At 67.8% G+C, this 17,281-nt stretch carries 12 protein-coding genes; 7 read left to right on the top strand and 5 right to left on the bottom strand.

Going from position 1 to position 17,281, the window contains the following annotated elements; translation table 11 throughout:
• Positions 1–118 precede the first annotated feature (118 nt).
• The 3 genes from cgtA to rplU all read right to left on the bottom strand — a co-directional run bounded on the left by cgtA (position 119) and on the right by rplU (position 1,966).
• The gene (cgtA, locus tag AC6CH2_RS17360; protein WP_498270284.1) at positions 119–1,186 is read right to left on the bottom strand and encodes an Obg family GTPase CgtA; all 1,068 of its coding nucleotides are present in this window, start codon (positions 1,184–1,186) and stop codon (positions 119–121) included.
• 186 nt (positions 1,187–1,372) lie between these two features.
• Positions 1,373–1,633: a 50S ribosomal protein L27 gene (rpmA, locus tag AC6CH2_RS17355; protein ID WP_031371911.1), complete on the bottom strand. Its 261-nt coding sequence runs from the start codon at positions 1,631–1,633 to the stop codon at positions 1,373–1,375.
• A gap of 12 nt (positions 1,634–1,645) precedes the next feature.
• Positions 1,646–1,966 carry a 50S ribosomal protein L21 gene (gene rplU, locus AC6CH2_RS17350; protein WP_031371912.1) on the bottom strand — a complete coding sequence of 107 codons (321 nt, stop codon included), beginning with the start codon at positions 1,964–1,966 and terminating at the stop codon, positions 1,646–1,648.
• Between the two features lie 357 nt (positions 1,967–2,323).
• Between rplU and AC6CH2_RS17345 the strand changes: the two genes are divergently transcribed.
• From AC6CH2_RS17345 to AC6CH2_RS17325, 5 genes are all read left to right on the top strand, one after another.
• Complete coding sequence (locus tag AC6CH2_RS17345) at positions 2,324–3,790, top strand: OmpA family protein (protein ID WP_498270283.1); 1,467 nt, start codon at positions 2,324–2,326, stop codon at positions 3,788–3,790.
• A gap of 938 nt (positions 3,791–4,728) precedes the next feature.
• Positions 4,729–6,804 carry a S8 family peptidase gene (locus tag AC6CH2_RS17340; protein WP_498270282.1) on the top strand — a complete coding sequence of 692 codons (2,076 nt, stop codon included), beginning with the start codon at positions 4,729–4,731 and terminating at the stop codon, positions 6,802–6,804.
• Positions 6,805–7,121: 317 nt separating this feature from the next.
• Positions 7,122–7,967, top strand: coding sequence for an OmpA family protein (locus AC6CH2_RS17335; RefSeq protein ID WP_498270281.1), 846 nt, complete (start codon positions 7,122–7,124; stop codon positions 7,965–7,967).
• Between the two features lie 301 nt (positions 7,968–8,268).
• Positions 8,269–11,190 (top strand): excinuclease ABC subunit UvrA, encoded by a 2,922-nt coding sequence (uvrA, locus tag AC6CH2_RS17330; RefSeq protein ID WP_498270280.1) that lies wholly within the window; start codon positions 8,269–8,271, stop codon positions 11,188–11,190.
• 158 nt (positions 11,191–11,348) lie between these two features.
• Complete coding sequence (locus AC6CH2_RS17325) at positions 11,349–11,762, top strand: acyl-CoA thioesterase (RefSeq protein ID WP_498270385.1); 414 nt, start codon at positions 11,349–11,351, stop codon at positions 11,760–11,762.
• A gap of 164 nt (positions 11,763–11,926) precedes the next feature.
• Here the strand turns inward: AC6CH2_RS17325 and AC6CH2_RS17320 are convergent, their stop codons facing one another.
• The gene (locus tag AC6CH2_RS17320; protein WP_498270279.1) at positions 11,927–12,457 is read right to left on the bottom strand and encodes a copper chaperone PCu(A)C; all 531 of its coding nucleotides are present in this window, start codon (positions 12,455–12,457) and stop codon (positions 11,927–11,929) included.
• Between the two features lie 13 nt (positions 12,458–12,470).
• On the opposite strand from AC6CH2_RS17320, the gene AC6CH2_RS17315 reads away from it, so the two are divergent.
• Both AC6CH2_RS17315 and AC6CH2_RS17310 read left to right on the top strand, forming a co-directional pair.
• Positions 12,471–14,033 (top strand): DUF4139 domain-containing protein, encoded by a 1,563-nt coding sequence (locus AC6CH2_RS17315; RefSeq protein ID WP_498270278.1) that lies wholly within the window; start codon positions 12,471–12,473, stop codon positions 14,031–14,033.
• Entirely contained in the window at positions 14,030–14,788 is a 759-nt protein-coding gene (locus tag AC6CH2_RS17310) for an enoyl-CoA hydratase/isomerase family protein (RefSeq protein ID WP_498270277.1), read from the top strand. Before AC6CH2_RS17315 ends, AC6CH2_RS17310 begins: the two co-directional genes overlap by 4 nt.
• A 90-nt stretch (positions 14,789–14,878) precedes the next feature.
• On the opposite strand, the gene AC6CH2_RS17305 is transcribed toward AC6CH2_RS17310, so the two are convergent.
• On the bottom strand, positions 14,879–16,255 hold the full coding sequence (locus AC6CH2_RS17305) for a substrate-binding domain-containing protein (RefSeq protein WP_498270276.1): 1,377 nt from the start codon (positions 16,253–16,255) through the stop codon (positions 14,879–14,881).
• Positions 16,256–17,281: the final 1,026 nt, after the last annotated feature.

The raw sequence follows: 17,281 nt of genomic DNA, 5'->3' as shown, positions 1-17,281 counted from the left end.
AGCGCCACAGCATCGCGCACTCGGGACGCGCGCCTTCGCCCGGGCCGCGCCCGCGGCAAGGCCGCGACGCATCGCGCGCCGCGGCCTGGATCGATACGGGTTCCGACGAGCCTGCGGCTCAGGGAACATGGTCGCCGGCAGCGCTCGCGGCTTCCAGGGCATCGGCGCGCTGACGGTCGAAGAACGCCATCACGTCGCGCATGATCGGCCAGGTGCCTTCGCGGCCGATCGCCGAGACCAGGTACCAGCGGTCGGTCCAGCCGAGCTCGTCGATGACCGCCTGCGCGGCGGCCTGCTGCTCTTCTTCCAGCAACAGGTCGGCCTTGTTGAGCACCAGCCAGCGCGGCTTTTCCAGCAGCTCCGGATCGTGCTTGCGCAGTTCGTTCTCGATCGCGCGCACCTGCTCGGCCGGGGACACGCCCTCGACCCCGCCTTCCATCGGCGCGACGTCGACCAGGTGCAGCAACAGCCGCGTGCGCTGCAGATGGCGCAGGAACTGCGCACCCAGGCCGGCACCGTCGGCCGCGCCCTCGATCAGGCCCGGGATGTCGGCGATCACGAAGCTGCGGTGCGCCTCGACACTGACTACGCCGAGGTTCGGATACAAGGTGGTGAACGGATAATCCGCGACCTTCGGCGTCGCCGCCGAGACCGCGCGGATCAGGGTGCTCTTGCCGGCGTTCGGGAAACCGAGCAGGCCGACGTCGGCCAGCAGCTTCAGTTCCAGTTTGAGCTCGCGCTCCTCGCCCGGCAGGCCCGGCAGGGCCTTGCGCGGGGTGCGGTTGATCGAGCTCTTGAAATGCATGTTGCCCAGGCCGCCCTTGCCGCCGCGCGCCACCAGCAGGCGATCGCCGTGCGCGACCAGGTCGCCGATGACTTCGTCGGTTTCGACGTTGGTGACCACGGTCCCGACCGGCACCACGATGATCAGGTCGTCGCCGCCCTTGCCGTAGGCCTGCCGCCCCATGCCGTTCTCGCCGCGCTGGGCGCGGAACTGCTTCTGGTGGCGGAAATCGACCAGGGTATTGACGTTTTCGTCCGCCACCAGCCACACACTGCCGCCGGCACCGCCGTCGCCGCCGTCCGGCCCGCCGAGCGGGATGAACTTCTCGCGACGGAAGCCGATGCAGCCGTTGCCGCCATTGCCGGCGATGACTTTGATTTCTGCTTCGTCTACGAGTTTCATGGGAACCGGGATTGAGATTGGGGATTCGAGAATCGTGAAAACAACAGCGGGGATGCTCGGGATTGTAACGGCAGCGGAAGCATCGGGCTTTCGCTTCTGCGAATCCCGAGTCCCCACTCCCGAATCCCGGCTTACAAACGAAAAACCCCGCCGAAGCGGGGCTCCTCGCAGTACGTCGCGCCGGAATTACTCGGCGGCGACGACACTGACGGTGCGACGCTTCTTCAGGCCCTTGGTCGAGAACTCGACCTTGCCGTCGACGAGCGCGAACAGCGTGTGGTCGCGACCCAGGCCGACGCCGGCGCCCGGGTGGAACTGGGTGCCGCGCTGACGCACGATGATGTTGCCGGCTTCGATGGCCTGACCGCCGTAGATCTTCACGCCCAAGTACTTCGGGTTGGAGTCGCGGCCGTTGCGGGTGGAACCTACGCCCTTTTTATGTGCCATGGCGGCTTCTCCTTACTTGTTGTCGCCACCGGCAATGCCGGTGATCTCGATTTCGGTGTAGTGCTGACGGTGGCCCATCTGCTTGCGATGGTGCTTACGACGGCGGAACTTGACGATGCGCACCTTGTCGGCGCGGCCGTGGCCGACGACCTTTGCGGTGACGCTGGCGCCCTTGAGCGCGTCGCCGAGCGTGACGCCTTCGCCGTTGCCGAGCATCAGCACGGTGTCGAACTTGATTTCGCTGCCGGCTTCCACGTCGAGCAATTCGACGCGGAGTTTTTCGCCTTGCATCACGCGGTATTGCTTACCGCCGGTGACGAGAACTGCGTACATGACCAGGATTCCTCTGTAGTTATTTTGGTCGCTGCCGCGCCCAAGCGGGCGGACAGAAGCGGAATTGTAGCGGGGCCAATGGCTTAGGGTCAAATCGCCCTGGCTTTGCCCCCGGCTCCTGCCCGGCACCGCGCCCTCGCCCGGCGCGCCGCCCATCCGAATGTGCCTTCTAGTGTGCCTTTGATGTGCTTTCTGAACCGTTGAAGCCGTTCGCGGCCGTTCCTGCGCCGTCCGTCCGCCGGCCCGGGCCCGGGTGCGAAAAAAGCCGTTCGATGGCGCAAATCCGGCCAGGAACGTGATAAATCGGCGATGCGCATCAATTTCGTGATGCGCATCACATTATTCACGGAAAACACTATGCGCATCGACCTGCTGGACAACCTCATCAGCGACGTCTCCGGCCGCTTCGGCCTGACTAACGACCAGGCCCGCCAACTGGTCGGCGTCCTGATCGCCCTGATCTTCGACGAGAAACGCGGCGGCTTCGCTGGCTTCGTCCGCCTGTTCGAGCAGAAGGGCCTGGGGCGTCTGATCCAGTCCTGGGTCGGCACCGGCCCGAACCAATCGATCAGCGCCGTCCAGGTCGACCATCTCTTCGGCGCGCCGCTGATCGGCGCGATCGCCAGCAAGCTCGGCGCCCCGGTCTCGGCCACCGCCGGCGCCATCGGCGGCCTGCTGCCGAATCTGGTCAACGAGTTGACCGAGGGCGGCAAGGAACCGGCCGGCATTCCGGAAACCCTGAAATCCTGGGTGGCCGGCATCGCCGACTGGCTCGGCGACCTCGGCCGCTTCGGCTGGGGCGCACTGGCGGCCGGCGCCGCCGCGATGGGCGGTGCGGTGGCCGGCGGCGCGCGCGCGGTCGGCCAGGCCGCCGACGCCACCGTCGACGCGGCGGCCCACGCCGCCCGCAAAACCGGCAGCGGCCTCGGCAAGATCCTGCCCTGGTTGCTGCTCGGCGCCTTGCTGATCGCCGCGTTCCTGCTGTTCAAGGGCTGTGGGAAGGACGAGGCCGTCGTCGCCCCCCAGAGCACCGACCGCCCGGCCTCTTCGACCGCCCCGCTGGCCGCAACGGCGGCGCGGACCGAGCCGCGCTTCCACTTCGAGAACCTCGACGGCCAGGCGAGCGTCGGCGGCCAGCTCGCCAGCGACGCCGAGAAGTCCAAGCTGCTCGATGCTCTCAGGGCCACTTTCGGCGCGGACAAGGTCAGCGGCGACATCCGCGTCGACGCCGCGACCGCCCCGGCCGGCTGGATCGATCGGCTGATCGCCCTGCTGCCGGACCTGAAGGCGCGCGGCGTCAAGCTCGGCTTCGACGGCGACAAGATCGCCATCGACACCTCCGCGCTGCCGGAAGCCGAGCGTTTCGCGCTGTCGCAGAAACTGCGCAGCGGCTTCGGCGGCTTCGAGATCAGCGGCCTGTGGGACCAGGCCATGGCGGCGCTGTCCGCGCTCAAGGCCGGCTTCAGCGCCGACGATCTGATCAAGGCCTTGAACCTTTCGGGTATCCGCTTCGACACCGGTTCGGCCTCCATCACCCGCGACAGCTTCGAGACCCTGAGCAAGGCGGCCGAGGCGATCAACGCCGCCCCGGCCGGTACCCGCATCGAAGTCGGCGGCCACACCGACAACACCGGCGACGCCGCGGCGAACCTGCAGCTCTCGGTCGAGCGCGCCAACGCGGTCACCGCCAAGCTGGTCGAACTCGGCGTGCCGGGCGAACGACTGGTCGCCAAGGGCTACGGCCAGGACCGGCCGATCGCCGACAACGCCAGCGAAGCGGGCAAGGCGCAGAACCGCCGCATGGAATTCACCGTGCTCGAGTAAGCGGCGAGTGATCATGGAATAGGAACAAAGCGCGTCTCGGCGCTCTTTGTTTTTGCGGGTGCGCCTCGACGTTCTTTGTTCTGAACGGGCGCGCCTCGGCACCGTTCGTTGTTGCGGTCGATCTGCGATGGGAGATGTTGCGCACCTGCAACATCGCAGCACTGGATATCGAACCTCGCGTTCGCAGCCTGCATTCGCATCGCCTTTTCACAGCGGAGCTTCGCAGCGCGCCTCTGCTGCGCGTCGCACGCCGTTGAAAGAACCGCGCATCCGATCAAGAAAAAACCCGGCATCGCGACGCAAAGAGGCCGACACAGTTCACAGTTCCGAAAGAAAATTTGCTCGAGGCGAAAATCCCGGCGACAACGCACACGCCCGCACCGAAGGCAAAAAAACCCTTGATTTACCGCGGCAATCGATCGACACCGCGATCGCTGCGCGCGCGCGTATCGGCGCCGTCTGTGAGCGCAGTCGCATTCATGCAGTCATAACGGCGTAAACGACACTTGCACGCACCCACCGGCCTCAATTAGCTTCGATCACGAGCGACACGTTGGGGGTCGCGCGACAAGGAACAGCACTCCGTAGCGCAGCCTCTGCGACGCAGACGCGCCACGATGATGCCGTCGCGTTGAATTCCAGTATCCCGTGCATGCCGTTCGCTGCCGTTCGCCATACCCGGTTTCCAGCGCTGGAGCTTCGCTCCTGCGCGACAGACGCATTCACCCACCCACTCACGCCGCCCCGCGCGCGTGCAGGCAGACGATTGCGTCTTCGTCACCAACCTGCAGCCCGACCCGCTCCTGGATGGAGGCCGGTGCGGCTGCCCAAGGAAGTACCTCGGAGGATGCGGTACCGCCTCCGCGGACCAAAGGCCCGACGCTCGACAGGGGATGCGAAGGGGATCATGCGCAACGAAAGGATCAAGGATGTTTGTCATGAATCGTAAACAACGTTCATTGAAATGGACCGCACTGGCTATCGCGACCGCCGTACTCGTCGCTCCGGCTGCCTATTCGGGCAGCAAGCTGCAGACGTTCTCGAAGTTGCAGGGACCGAAAGCGACGACCTCGGCCAAGGCAGTGAAGAAGGCCGCCGCACAGACCTACGACCGTTTCATCGTCACCCGCGCGCCCGGCGCGAACGCCAAGCTCAGCGCTGCCGCGGTCAACACGCAGTACGCCAAGGCCGCCAGCAAGCTCGGCATCGGCATCGCCCCGATGCGCACCCTGGCCACCGGCGCCAGCCTGATCCGCACCGACACCAAGCTCAACACCGCCGCGATGAAGGAGCTGGCGATCGAGCTGATGAAGGACCCGAGCGTGATCGCGGTCGAACCCGATCTGCTCAAGCACAAGACCATGGTCCCGAACGATCCGGGCTATGCGCAGCAGTGGCACTACAAGAACGGCCCGGGCGGCATCAACCTCGAGCCGGCCTGGGACATTACCGACGGCGACGGCATCGTGGTCGCGGTGCTCGACACCGGCATCACCCCGCATACCGATCTCGACGCCAACATCCTGCCGGGCTACGACTTCATCATCGACCAGGAAGTCAGCGTCGACGGCGACGGCCGCGACGCCAATCCGAACGATCCGGGCGATTGGCATGCCGGCGAGTGCAACATCTTCGGCATTCCCGAAGACAGCAGCTGGCACGGCACCCATGTCGCCGGCACCATCGCCGCGGCCACCAACAACGCCAGCGGCGTCGCCGGCGTGGCCCACGGCGCCAAGGTCCAGCCGGTGCGCGTGCTCGGCAAGTGCGGCGGCTACACCTCCGACATCATCGATGCGGTGACCTGGGCTTCGGGCGGCAGCGTCACCGGCGTGCCGGACAACGCGACTCCGGCCGAAGTCATCAACCTCAGCCTCGGCGGCAGCGGCGCGTGCAGCGTGGCCGAACAGACCGCGTTCGACGCGGCGCGCGCGCGCGGCACCACCGTCGTCATCGCCGCCGGCAACTCGGGCGGCGACGTGGCCAACTTCTCGCCCGCCAACTGCGACAACGTGATCGCCGTGTCCGCGGTCGGCCCGACCGGCACCCTGGCCAGTTACTCCAACTTCGGCCCGAAGATCGACGTCGCCGCACCGGGCGGTTCCGGCGCGCAGCCGGCGGCCGACAACATCCTGTCGACCTTGAACCTCGGCCTGCAGGCCCAGGAAGGCCCGGGCTACGCCTGGATGGCCGGCACCTCGATGGCGGCGCCGCACGTCGCCGGCGTGGTCGCGCTGATGCAGTCCGCGGCGACCACGCCGAAGACGCCGGCCGAGATCGAGAAGATCCTGGTCAACACCTCGCATGTCGGCGGCCTGCCGGGCGGCTGCAGCTGGGCCAACCCCTGCGGTTCGGGCGTCGTCGACGCACGTCTCGCGGTCGCGGTGGCCAACGGCAGCGAGCCGCTGCCCCCGGATCCGCAGGCGCCGGAACCCGAGCCGCCGATCGAGCTGGAAAACGGCATCACCGTGACCAACATCGAAGTCGCGGCCAACGGCGTGATCAAGTACCAGCTGCTGGTGCCGAACGGCGCGTCGAACCTGTTGTTCGCCCTGTACGGCGGCACCGGCGATTCGGACATCTACGTCAAGTACGGCGCGGAACCGACCAACACGTCCTACGACTGCCGTCCGTTCACCTCGGGCAACAACGAGACCTGCTTCTTCCCGACCCCGAAGGGCGGCGTGTGGTACGTCAACGTCAAGGGCTACCGCGCCTCGGCGGGCATGTCGCTGTACCCGAGCTTCGTCGACGCCAATTGGCCGCGTCGCGTCGAGGCCAAGGCCAGCGCGCTGCCGAACCACCGCACCTCGGTCAACCTGTCGTGGGAGAAGGGCAAGAAGAACATCGACATCTACCGCAACGGCGCGATCCTCAAGACCGTGCGCAACACCGGCGCCAACACCGATACCTTCCGGATCATCGGCAGCGGCACCATGAGCTACAAGCTGTGCAACAACCAGACCCAGGAATGCGCGGATCCGGTGGAGATTCAGTACAACTCCAGTAAGTAATCGCCAAGTGGGCAATCGCGAAGGGCCCGGAATGCTGGGCCCTTCGTTTTTTGCGCGGACCGATCGCGGCTTGCCCGCGCGGGCAAGCCGGTGCGGTCGGCGAACTCGCCCGCCCCGGCGGGGCGGCCTGCGCTCGCTGGCCGTCCGCCCAGGCCGGCCGCCAATCCGCACGGCTCGGGCACGCTCCGGCCATCGCGCAAGCGCCCCATACTCACGAATCCCGGTTCCAGAACAGCGGAGACTTCATGCGCCATCCTTCATCCGCCCCCCGTGGCAGCCGTTCCGCCCTCGCCCGTCGCGGCCTCGCTCGCCGTGCCGTGTTGCTCGCCGCGCTGATCGCCGGCGTGGCGGGCTGCAACAATTCCACCGCGCCGGCCGCGGACAGCGCCGCTGCGCCGACGCCGGCGCCGGTCGCCGCACCGGTGGTGCGCTTCGACGCCAAGCTCAGCCTGGTCAACAACAACGGCGCGATCCGCTACGACGGCACCGTCGACAGCGAAGCGGCCCGCAAGGCGCTGAGCACCGCCCTGACCCAGGCCTACATGGGCCAGATCAGCGGCAACCTCAGCGTCGACAAGGCCGCCAAGCCGGCCCCCTGGCAGGACAAACTGCCGCAGTTCGCCGCCGCGCTGACCATGCCGGGCGCCGCGGTGAGCTTCCAGGGCACCGCCATCGAACTCAGCGGCCAGGCCTCCGATGCCGACCGCGTGACCCTGCTCGAGAAGGCCAAGGCCTTGTTCCCGGGCTACAGCTACGGCGGCCTGTTCGAGGGCGTGGGCGGCGCGGCCGCCTCCTCGGACGCCGCGGCCCAGGCCCTGGCCGCGCTCGAACCCGGCAAGGCCGGCAGCGCCGAGATCGCCAAGGCCCTGAACCTGATGAACGTACGCTTCGACGAAGGCAGCGCGCGCATCGCGCCGGCCAGCCTCGACGTCCTCGGCCGCGCCGCCAAGGCCCTGCAGGCCGCGCCCAAGGACGCGCGCTTCGAGATCGTCGGGCCGGGCGGCGGCGCCGGCCAGCCAGCCGACAACGAAGCCCTGTCGCGCCAGCGCGCCGAGGCGATCAAGGTCCAACTGATCGTCGCCGGGGCGAACCCCGGCGCGCTCGACACCCGCGGCGAGCCCGGCACGGCGGCGACCCCGCTGCGTTTCAATCCGCTGAAGTGATCGGCCAGAACGACTGGCCTGAATGATCGGCCGACCGGGGTCCCGTGCCCTGGCCGCGCGGCTGAATGAGTCAGGCGGGGGCCGACGGCCCCCGTCGCGTTTGCGCACTCCGCCGCCGCACGCGGCGATGCGCCCCGGCCCCGGCCGCGGCGAGCGTGCGTGAACCCCAGGCCCCACGGGCCTCGCGCGACGCGCCCGAAGACTTCCGTTTTCCGGATTTGCCCCCACCTAGCCCACTCGATACGCTCTTCTGTTCGCCGTCGCGTTTCGCGCCGGCAGCCCTCCCCCTTGCAGGCACCCGATGGCGCTGGACTACATCCGCATCCGCGGCGCGCGGACGCACAACCTCAAGAACATCGATCTCGATCTGCCGCGCGACAAGCTGATCGTGATCACCGGCTTGTCCGGTTCCGGTAAATCCTCCCTGGCCTTCGACACGATCTACGCCGAAGGCCAGCGACGCTACGTCGAATCGCTGTCGGCCTATGCCCGGCAGTTCCTGTCGGTGATGGAAAAGCCCGATGTCGACCACATCGAAGGCCTGTCGCCGGCGATCTCGATCGAGCAGAAATCCACCTCGCACAACCCGCGCTCGACCGTCGGCACGATCACCGAGGTCTACGACTACCTGCGCCTGCTGTACGCACGCGTCGGCGCGCCGCGCTGCCCGGACCACCACTACCCGCTCGAAGCGCAGACCGTCAGCCAGATGGTCGACCAGGCGCTCGCGCTGGACCCGGAGCAGCGCTACATGCTGCTGGCGCCGGTGATCCGCGAGCGCAAGGGCGAGCATGCCCAGGTGTTCGAGCAATTGCGCGCACAGGGCTTCGTGCGCGTGCGCGTCGACGGCGAGCTGTACGAGATCGACGCGGTGCCGCCGCTGGCGCTGCGCGTCAAGCACACCATCGAGGCGGTGGTCGACCGCTTCCGCCCGCGCGAGGACATCCAGCAGCGCCTGGCCGAGTCCTTCGAGACCGCGCTCAAGCTCGGCGACGGCATGGCCCAGGTGTATTCGCTGGACAAGGCCGACACCGCGCCGCTGCTGTTTTCGTCCAAGTACAGTTGTCCGGTCTGCGATTATTCGCTGCCCGAGCTGGAACCGCGCCTGTTCTCGTTCAACTCGCCGGTCGGCGCCTGCCCGACCTGCGACGGCCTCGGAGTGGCCGAGTTCTTCGATCCGGGCCGCGTGGTCGTGCATCCGGAGCTGTCGCTGTCGGCCGGCGCGGTGCGCGGCTGGGACCGCCGCAACGCCTATTACTTCCAGTTGATCCAGTCGCTCGCCAAGCACTACAAGTTCAACGTCGACGCGCCCTGGCAGTCGCTGCCGGCGTCGGTGCAGAAGGCGGTGCTGTACGGCAGCGGCGACGAACTGATCGGCTTCACCTACCTCACCGAGAACGGCGGCCGCAGCCAGCGCAAGCATCGCTTCGAAGGCATCGTGCCGAACCTGGAGCGACGTTACCGCGAGACCGAATCGGCGGCGGTGCGCGAGGAGCTGGCCAAATACATCAGCCAGCGTCCGTGCCCCGACTGCGCCGGCGCGCGCCTCAACCGTGCCGCGCGTAACGTGTTCGTCGCCGAGCGCCCGCTGCCGGAACTGGTGGTGCTGCCGGTCGACGAAGCGCTGCAGTTCTTCAAGACCCTGGAGCTGCCGGGCTGGCGCGGCGAGATCGCGGTCAAGATCGTCAAGGAGATCGTCGACCGCCTGCGCTTCCTGGTCGACGTCGGCCTGGATTACCTGACCCTGGAACGCAAGGCCGACTCGCTGTCGGGCGGCGAGGCCCAGCGCATCCGCCTGGCCAGCCAGATCGGCGCCGGCCTGGTCGGCGTGATGTACGTGCTCGACGAACCGTCGATCGGCCTGCATCAGCGCGACAACGAACGCCTGCTCGGCACCCTGACCCGGCTGCGCGACCTCGGCAACACCGTGATCGTGGTCGAACACGACGAGGATGCGATCCGCCTGGCCGACTACATCGTCGACATCGGCCCCGGCGCCGGCGTGCACGGCGGCGAAGTCGTGGCCCAGGGCCAGTTCGCCGACGTGCTGAAGGCGCCGCGTTCGCTGACCGGCCAGTACCTCAGCGGCAAGCGCCGGATCGAAATCCCGAAGCAGCGCCACAAGCCCAATCCGAAGGCGATGCTGCACCTGCGCGGCGCCACCGGCAACAACCTCAAGGATGTCGACCTCGACATTCCCTCGGGCCTGTTGACCTGCGTCACCGGCGTGTCCGGCTCGGGCAAGTCGACCCTGATCAACGACACCTTGTACGTGCTCGCCGCCAACGAACTCAACGGCGCCTCGCAGACGCCGGCGCCGTATCGTTCGGTCGAGAACATGGAGCTGTTCGACAAGGTCGTCGACATCGACCAGTCGCCGATCGGCCGCACCCCGCGTTCGAACCCGGCCACCTACACCGGCCTGTTCACGCCCTTGCGCGAGCTGTTCGCGCAGGTGCCGGAAGCGCGCGCGCGCGGCTACTCGCCGGGCCGCTTCAGCTTCAACGTGCGCGGCGGACGCTGCGAGGCCTGCCAGGGCGACGGCCTGATCAAGGTCGAGATGCACTTCCTGCCCGACGTCTACGTGCCCTGCGACGTCTGCCACGGCAAGCGCTACAACCGCGAGACGCTGGAAGTCCTGTACAAGGGCTACAACATCAACGACGTGCTGTCGATGACGGTCGAGGCGGCGCTGAACCTGTTCGAGGCGGTGCCGACCATCGCGCGTAAACTCGAAACGCTGATGGACGTCGGCCTGAGCTACATCAAGCTCGGCCAGAGCGCGACCACGCTGTCGGGCGGCGAGGCGCAGCGCGTCAAGCTGTCGAAGGAACTGTCGCGGCGCGACACCGGCCGTACCCTGTACATCCTCGACGAGCCGACCACCGGCCTGCACTTCCACGACATCGAGCATCTGCTGGCGGTACTGCACCGCCTACGCGACGACGGCAACACCGTGGTGGTGATCGAACACAACCTCGACGTGATCAAGACCGCGGACTGGGTCATCGACCTGGGACCGGAAGGCGGCCACCGCGGCGGCACCATCCTCGCCACCGGCACCCCGGAGCAGATCGCCGCCCTGCCGCATTCGCACACCGGCCACTTCCTCGCCCCGCTGCTCGGCACGCCGAAGGCCGACGCGGCGAAGAAGAAACCGGCGGCGAAAAAGCCCGCCCCCGCAGCGACCGCGTCGCGCGCTAAGAAGAAATCCGCTGCATGACCGATACCCAGCAGCCGCCCGCGGGCGGCAAGAAAGCGGCGCCGCGCAAGCGTGCGCCGCGCGGCCGCAAGGCCGCCGCGGCTCCGGCCGCGGACTCGGCGACCGTTTCGAACGAGGCCGCCGAAACCGCCGCACAGGCCGCGCAGACTGCGGTTGACCTGCCGGCGGCGCCGCCGGCGTTGATACGAGTGCCGCTGTCGGTGCGCTGGCGCGATCTGGACGCCTTCAACCACGTCAACAACTCGAAATTCCTCAGCTACCTCGAGGAAGCGCGCCTGCGCTGGATGGTGACCCTGCCCGGCCGTGGCATGGACGAGCACGTCGCGCCGGTGGTCGCGGCCGCGCATCTGAATTATCGCCGTCCGATCGAATGGCCGAACGAGCTCGACATCGAGCTGTTCGTCGAGCGCCTCGGCAATACCAGCCTCAGCATCGGCCACCGCATCGTCGGTGCGGCCGACCCTTCGGCGGTGTATTGCGACGGTAATGTCGTGCTGGTCTGGATCCACCGCGAAACCGGCCAGCCCGCGGCCTTGCCGGAGCCGGTACGCGCGGCTTGCGCGGCGGTCTGACGCTTGACCGTTCGTCGTTTGCAGCGACGCAGACGCCGCTGTCGCCTTCAGCCTTGCAGGGCTGTCGATTCAGGGTAGGAGCGGCGCAAGCCGCGACAGCGTTCCTGCGGCATCGACGCAAGCGCGGCTTCGCGAGCGCGGCTTGCGCCACTCTTACTCTTTAGTCACGGTGCGGCCTTGCGCACCTCGAACTCGCCGAACAGCGAGCCGCCGTCCTTGAGCGCGAACTCGACCGCGATGCGGCTGCCCGGCTTGAGCGGCTTGTGCGGCTGCATCAGCATCAGATGCAGGCCGCCAGGCTTGAGCTGGGCCGAACCGTCCGGGGCGATGCGCAATTCGGGCACTGCACGCATCCTGCTGACGCCGTCGACGATGCGCGTCTCGTGCAGCGACACCTCGCCGAAGGCCGCGCTCTTGGCCGAGACGATGGTCACCGGCAGCGGGCAACGGTTCTCGATCCGGCCGAAGCCGGCCATCATCGGCATCTGCATCGGCGGCATCCGCACCCAGCCCTCGCGCACCTGCGCAGCGCAGGCTCTGCCCGCCGGGGCCTTGCCCGCCGGGGCGTTCGCCTGCTGCGCGCCGGCCTGAAATACCGACGCCGCGGCCAGCATGGCGGCGAGCGTCAACCCCGTTCGGATGCCAGATACGTTCATCGGCCTATGATACCTCCCGCATGTGGAGGAGTTGCCCATGAAGGAGTCGACGATGAAGTTTCCGCTCAGCCTGCTCGCCCTGGCCTGTTCATTGACCGCCTGTTCCGGCGCGCCGACCGGCGGCCCCGGCAAAGCCGCGACCGGCCCGGCCGCGGGCGCCCCCGCCGAGGCGCCCGCCAGCGACGCGCCCGGCGGCGAAAGCCGGCTCACCGTGTACAGCGGCGATTACGAGGCGCTGGCCAACGCAAGCGCACCCAATGCCGGCATGCCCGGCTATGCCCTGGTCGAACGGCCGTTGCGTTACGCCCTCAAGAGCGGCCGCAACACGCTGTCGATCCGTTCCCTGCCGCCGTCGATGGACACCGAGGCCGCGGTGCTGCAGCCGCGCAGCGACGGCGTCACCCTGATCGGACAACGCTTCATCGCCCCGGTCTCGGGCGCACAGAACGTGGTCGGCGTGGCGATCGGCCGCAAGGTCACGGTCGAGCACACCGCCGGCGGCACCAAGCAGACCGACAACGGCGTGCTGTTGTCGGCCGGCGACGGCCTGACCCTCGCGCTCGACGACGGCCGCGTCAAGGTCATCCGCAGCTACGACAGTTTCAGCCTGGTCGACAGCGACAACCTGCTGCCGCGGCAGTCGGCCTTGCAGTGGACGGTGAATGCCGACAAGGGCGGCGACGCCGACTTCGTCCTGTCCTATCCGATGGGCGGCATGGCCTGGCGCGCCGAATACCTCGCCACGCTGGCTCCGGGCCAGGGCTGCAAGCTTGCGCTCGACGGCGCCGCGCTGGTCGCCAACCGTTCCGGCGCGGGCTTCAACCAGACCCGCCTGAGCCTGGTCGCCGGCGAACCCAATCGCACCCGCACGCCGGAACAGATCCAGCTGACCGGTTCGCGCCTCGGTTATATCGCGGCGGACGCACAAGCCCAGGCAGCTCCGCCGATGCCGGTCGAGCGCGCCGCCGGCGAATACCACGCCTACGATCTGCCGCAGCCGGTCACGCTCGGCAGCGGCAGTACCGAACGCATCGCCCTGTTCCCACGCAACAACGCCGTCGCCTGCGAACGCATCTATGCGATCGAGGCCGGCGACAACGACTGGCGCCCGCCGACGCCGTTGATCGATCCGAACTTCCAGGGCCAGACCGGCGACGTGCCGGTGATGTCCAAGGTCGAGTTCAAGAACGACAAGGCCGCCGGGCTGGGCCTGCCTCTGCCGGCCGGGCGCGTGCGCGCCTTCGACGGCAAGGATTTCCTCGGCGAATCGCAACTCGCGCACACGCCGCAGGGCGCCGAGGTGCGCTTGCAGCTCGGCAAGGTGTTCGACCTCAGCAGCACCCGCGAAGCGAGCGGTTTCCAGCTCGACCGTGCCGGACGCACCATCACCGAATCGTTCGCAGTGACGATCAAGAACGCAAAGAAGCACGAGGCCACGGTTCGGGTGATCGAACCCTTGCCGCGCTGGACCGATTGGGAGATCGTGTCGTCCAGCCTGCCGTCGAAGAAGAAGGACGCGCGCCATGCCCAGTTCGAGGTGGCGGTGCCCGCCGGCGGCGAAACCAAGCTGACCTACACCGTGCGCTATCGCTGGCCCCAGGACGTCAAACCATGAGCTTCGTAGAGACCCATTCCCACGGCGACATCGTCGAAATCCGCCTGGCGCGCGCGCCGGTCAACGCGCTCAACCCGCAGCTGTGCAACGAAACGCGCGAGGCGATCGAGCAGGCCGTGCACCACGGCGCCCACGGCATCGTCTTCAGCGGCGGACCGAAGGTGTTCTCGGCCGGCCTGGATGTGCCGTATCTGCTTTCGCTCGGCGACCAGCGCGATCATCTGCTGCTGGCCTGGCAGGCCTTCTTCGGCCTCGCCCGCTCGCTCGCGTCGGCGCCGGTGCCGGTGGTCGCCGCCCTCGGCGGCCATGCGCCGGCCGGCGGTTGCGTGCTCGCGTTGTGCTGCGACTACCGGATCATGGCTTCGGGCCCGTACCGGATCGGCCTCAATGAAACCCAGGTCGGCCTCGTCGCACCCGAGGGTATCCAGCGCCTGATGCGCCGCGTGGTCGGCGCCTACCGCGCCGAACGCCTGCTGGTCGGCGGCGAAATGGTCGACGCCGACACCGCCCTGCGGATCGGCCTGGTCGACGAACTGGTCGAGATCGAGAACGTCGCCCAGCGCGGCCGCGTATGGCTGGAGCAACTGCTGAGCTTGCCGCGCAGCGCGATGCTGCACACCCGCCTGCTGGCCCGCGCCGACTTGATCGAAGCCCTGCGTCCGGAGCACATCGAACTGGATCGCTTCATCGATGCCTGGTATTCGCCGGACACGCAGGCCGCGTTGAAGGCGCTGGTGGCCAAGTTGGGCAAGTGAGGGGAGGAACGAGGAGCGAGTAAATAGTAGTGAGGAACGAGTAGAAGCTAGGCTGTTACTCACTGCTCACTCCTCATCACTTACTCCTGCTCAAAGCAGCCAAACCTCGACCCGCTCGTTGCGGTAACGCGAACCGGCATCGCGCGCGATCGCCCTGCGCGTACCGCCCGGCGGCGCGGCGGCCAGCGGCAGGGCCGTGCCCATGCCGCGCGCCTGCTCCACCCTGAGGCCGCGCGACATCAGTTCCTGGGCGACGAGGTCGGCGCGGTCGTTGCTCATCATCATCGCCGCCATCGTCGAACCGGCGCTGGCGTCGGCGAATCCGACCACCAGCAATCGGCGCCCGCGATTCGGCGGCAGCGCCATGAAGCTGCGCAGGCGGTCGAGATCGCGCACCGCACGGCTGTCGAACACGTTCGCGGCGACGCCGCTTTCGCCGGGCCCGCCGAAATTGAAACGCAGGCTCAGCGGCAGGCGCACCGCGCGGCCGACCAGCTCGCGATACTCCGCCGGGCCGGCCGACACCGGCCGCTGCCGTCCCGGCACCAGGGTCACCGCGAGATGACCGCTGCGCGCGACCGCGCGCTGGCCGGCGCGGGTCATCGCATACAAGGCGAAGCTGCGGCTCAGGGCGCCCATCATCTGGCCGCCGTACAGATACAAGCGCCGACTCAGCGGATAGTCTTCGCTCGACACCTCGGTGCGGGTCGGCGCGATCGCACGCCCGCCGTCGGCGATCGCCAAGGGCTTGGTGCCCTCGCCATAATGCTCTCCGATCGGAATCAGGCCGATCGCCGAGGGATCGGCCGCGACCGCCGCGATCAGTTCGCGCGCGCTGCGATGCAGCTGCGCTTCGCCGAACGCGCTGCCGAGCATGACCCGCTCGTTCATCAGATCGCGTACCGCGCCGGCGCCCGGATCCAGATGCAACCGCACCTCGCCCTGGCCGCCGAACTCGCGCCAGTCGCGCGACTGCCCGGCGAACAAACGGCGCAACTGGGCGAAGTCCAGGCGCACGACCGGATTGCGGCGATTGACCACGACCGCGACCCCGTCGAGCGCGACCACGAATTCCTGGTCCTGCGAACCGAGATCGCCGAGCTGCCAGCCCGCATCGAGCTCGCCCGCGTTCGGCCGCCGCGCCATCATCGCGATATGCGCCTTGCCCTCGACCAGATCGGCGAAGCCCTGCGCCGAATCGCTGCCGGCGATCTCGACGATCAGCGGCTGCCCGTCGCGGCGAGCATGGATTTCGGTCATCGCCGGTCGCGGGCGGCGGGTGCGGATTTCCGAATAACCGATATCGCGCAGCCAGGCCTCGGCCACGCTGGGCACCAGCGCATGACCGAGCGTTTGAGAACCGTGGATGCGGACGCGTTCGGCGTCCTGGGCCTGGGCGGGAAACGCGGCCGCGCACAACGATGCGGACAAGAACAACAAGAACGGCAACACAACGGCACGCAACATGGCGCGCACTCCCCCTGTACGAACTGCGCGCAGGATGGGCGCGACCTGTGACGCCGCGATTACGCGACGGCAAGCACAGTAATGACGGAGCGGAATGAGCTTATTTCGTCAAGCTGCAACAAGTGTGGGGCAGGGCTCCGCTTCGGTAGCGGAAGCCCTGAATCCTTGGCTATGCCAGTGCGGCGTTCTCCCCTCTGTAGGAGCGACGTAAGTCGCGACCGCGTTACGCGTAGAAACGCCAAGGCCGATGTCTTTCATCGAAGCGACGCACTTCCGCCAGGGTAGGAACGGCACAAGCCCCGACCGCGCCGCCACGATCTAGCGGCGCTCCTGGCCGCAGAGCGGTGAAGCCATATCAAGAGCAAAGCTTCCGCCCCCTAAAGGGTGCGGGTAACTTTCTCGTCCAAAGCAACAAAAGAAAGTCACCAAAGAAAAGTGCTCTCCCTGCAAGGGCACCAACCCGCACGATCGAAGCCACGCAGGGATGCTCCAGACAGGCCATCCCTGGCCTGCTTGCGCACGGCCCGCCTCCCTGCGGGCCGCCTTCCGGGTCTTCACTTGGCCGGCAAAGCAGTGAAGCGGATCAAAAAACACGGCAACGACAACGGTGATGCGGCGTTGCGCTGCTGTTGGGTAGGAGCGGCGCGAGCCGCGACCACGCAAACCCGAACGCCCGCGCCGGCAACCGTAGATTCGCGGTCGCGGCTTGCGCCCCCCTGCGAAAGGACGCCGCTTCGATGGGTGACATTGACGTTGTCGCATCGACACGTCCCTTGGTCGCGACTTACGTCGCTCCTACAGGGGATGGCGGCGTCGCAGTCCGATCTCGTGTTTTGACCCTGGCCATGGCCATGGCCATGGCCAGGGCTTTGGCTTTGGCTTTGGCTTTGGCTTTGGCTGTGGCTGTGGCTGTGGCTGTGGCTGTGGCTGTGCGCAGCCTCGCACTAGCGAAGGCTAAAGAAGACCCGGAGGGCGGCCCGCACGGATGCGGGCCGTTTTTCATCGGGACAGGGAGGTCCCGCATGA

It is taken from the genome of Lysobacter sp. GQ73 (assembly GCF_059758755.1).
The sequence above is the reverse complement of the archived record's forward strand: the minus strand, read 5'-3'. Positions and strand labels throughout refer to the sequence as shown.

Coding starts and splice junctions, on each gene's coding strand:
- cgtA (WP_498270284.1), bottom strand. CDS start 1,186: ATGAAACTCGTAGACGAAGCAGAAATCAAAGTCATCGCCGGCAATGGC.
- rpmA (WP_031371911.1), bottom strand. CDS start 1,633: ATGGCACATAAAAAGGGCGTAGGTTCCACCCGCAACGGCCGCGACTCC.
- rplU (WP_031371912.1), bottom strand. CDS start 1,966: ATGTACGCAGTTCTCGTCACCGGCGGTAAGCAATACCGCGTGATGCAA.
- AC6CH2_RS17345 (WP_498270283.1), top strand. CDS start 2,324: ATGCGCATCGACCTGCTGGACAACCTCATCAGCGACGTCTCCGGCCGC.
- AC6CH2_RS17340 (WP_498270282.1), top strand. CDS start 4,729: ATGAATCGTAAACAACGTTCATTGAAATGGACCGCACTGGCTATCGCG.
- uvrA (WP_498270280.1), top strand. CDS start 8,269: ATGGCGCTGGACTACATCCGCATCCGCGGCGCGCGGACGCACAACCTC.
- AC6CH2_RS17320 (WP_498270279.1), bottom strand. CDS start 12,457: ATGGGCAACTCCTCCACATGCGGGAGGTATCATAGGCCGATGAACGTA.
- AC6CH2_RS17315 (WP_498270278.1), top strand. CDS start 12,471: ATGAAGTTTCCGCTCAGCCTGCTCGCCCTGGCCTGTTCATTGACCGCC.
- AC6CH2_RS17310 (WP_498270277.1), top strand. CDS start 14,030: ATGAGCTTCGTAGAGACCCATTCCCACGGCGACATCGTCGAAATCCGC.
- AC6CH2_RS17305 (WP_498270276.1), bottom strand. CDS start 16,255: ATGTTGCGTGCCGTTGTGTTGCCGTTCTTGTTGTTCTTGTCCGCATCG.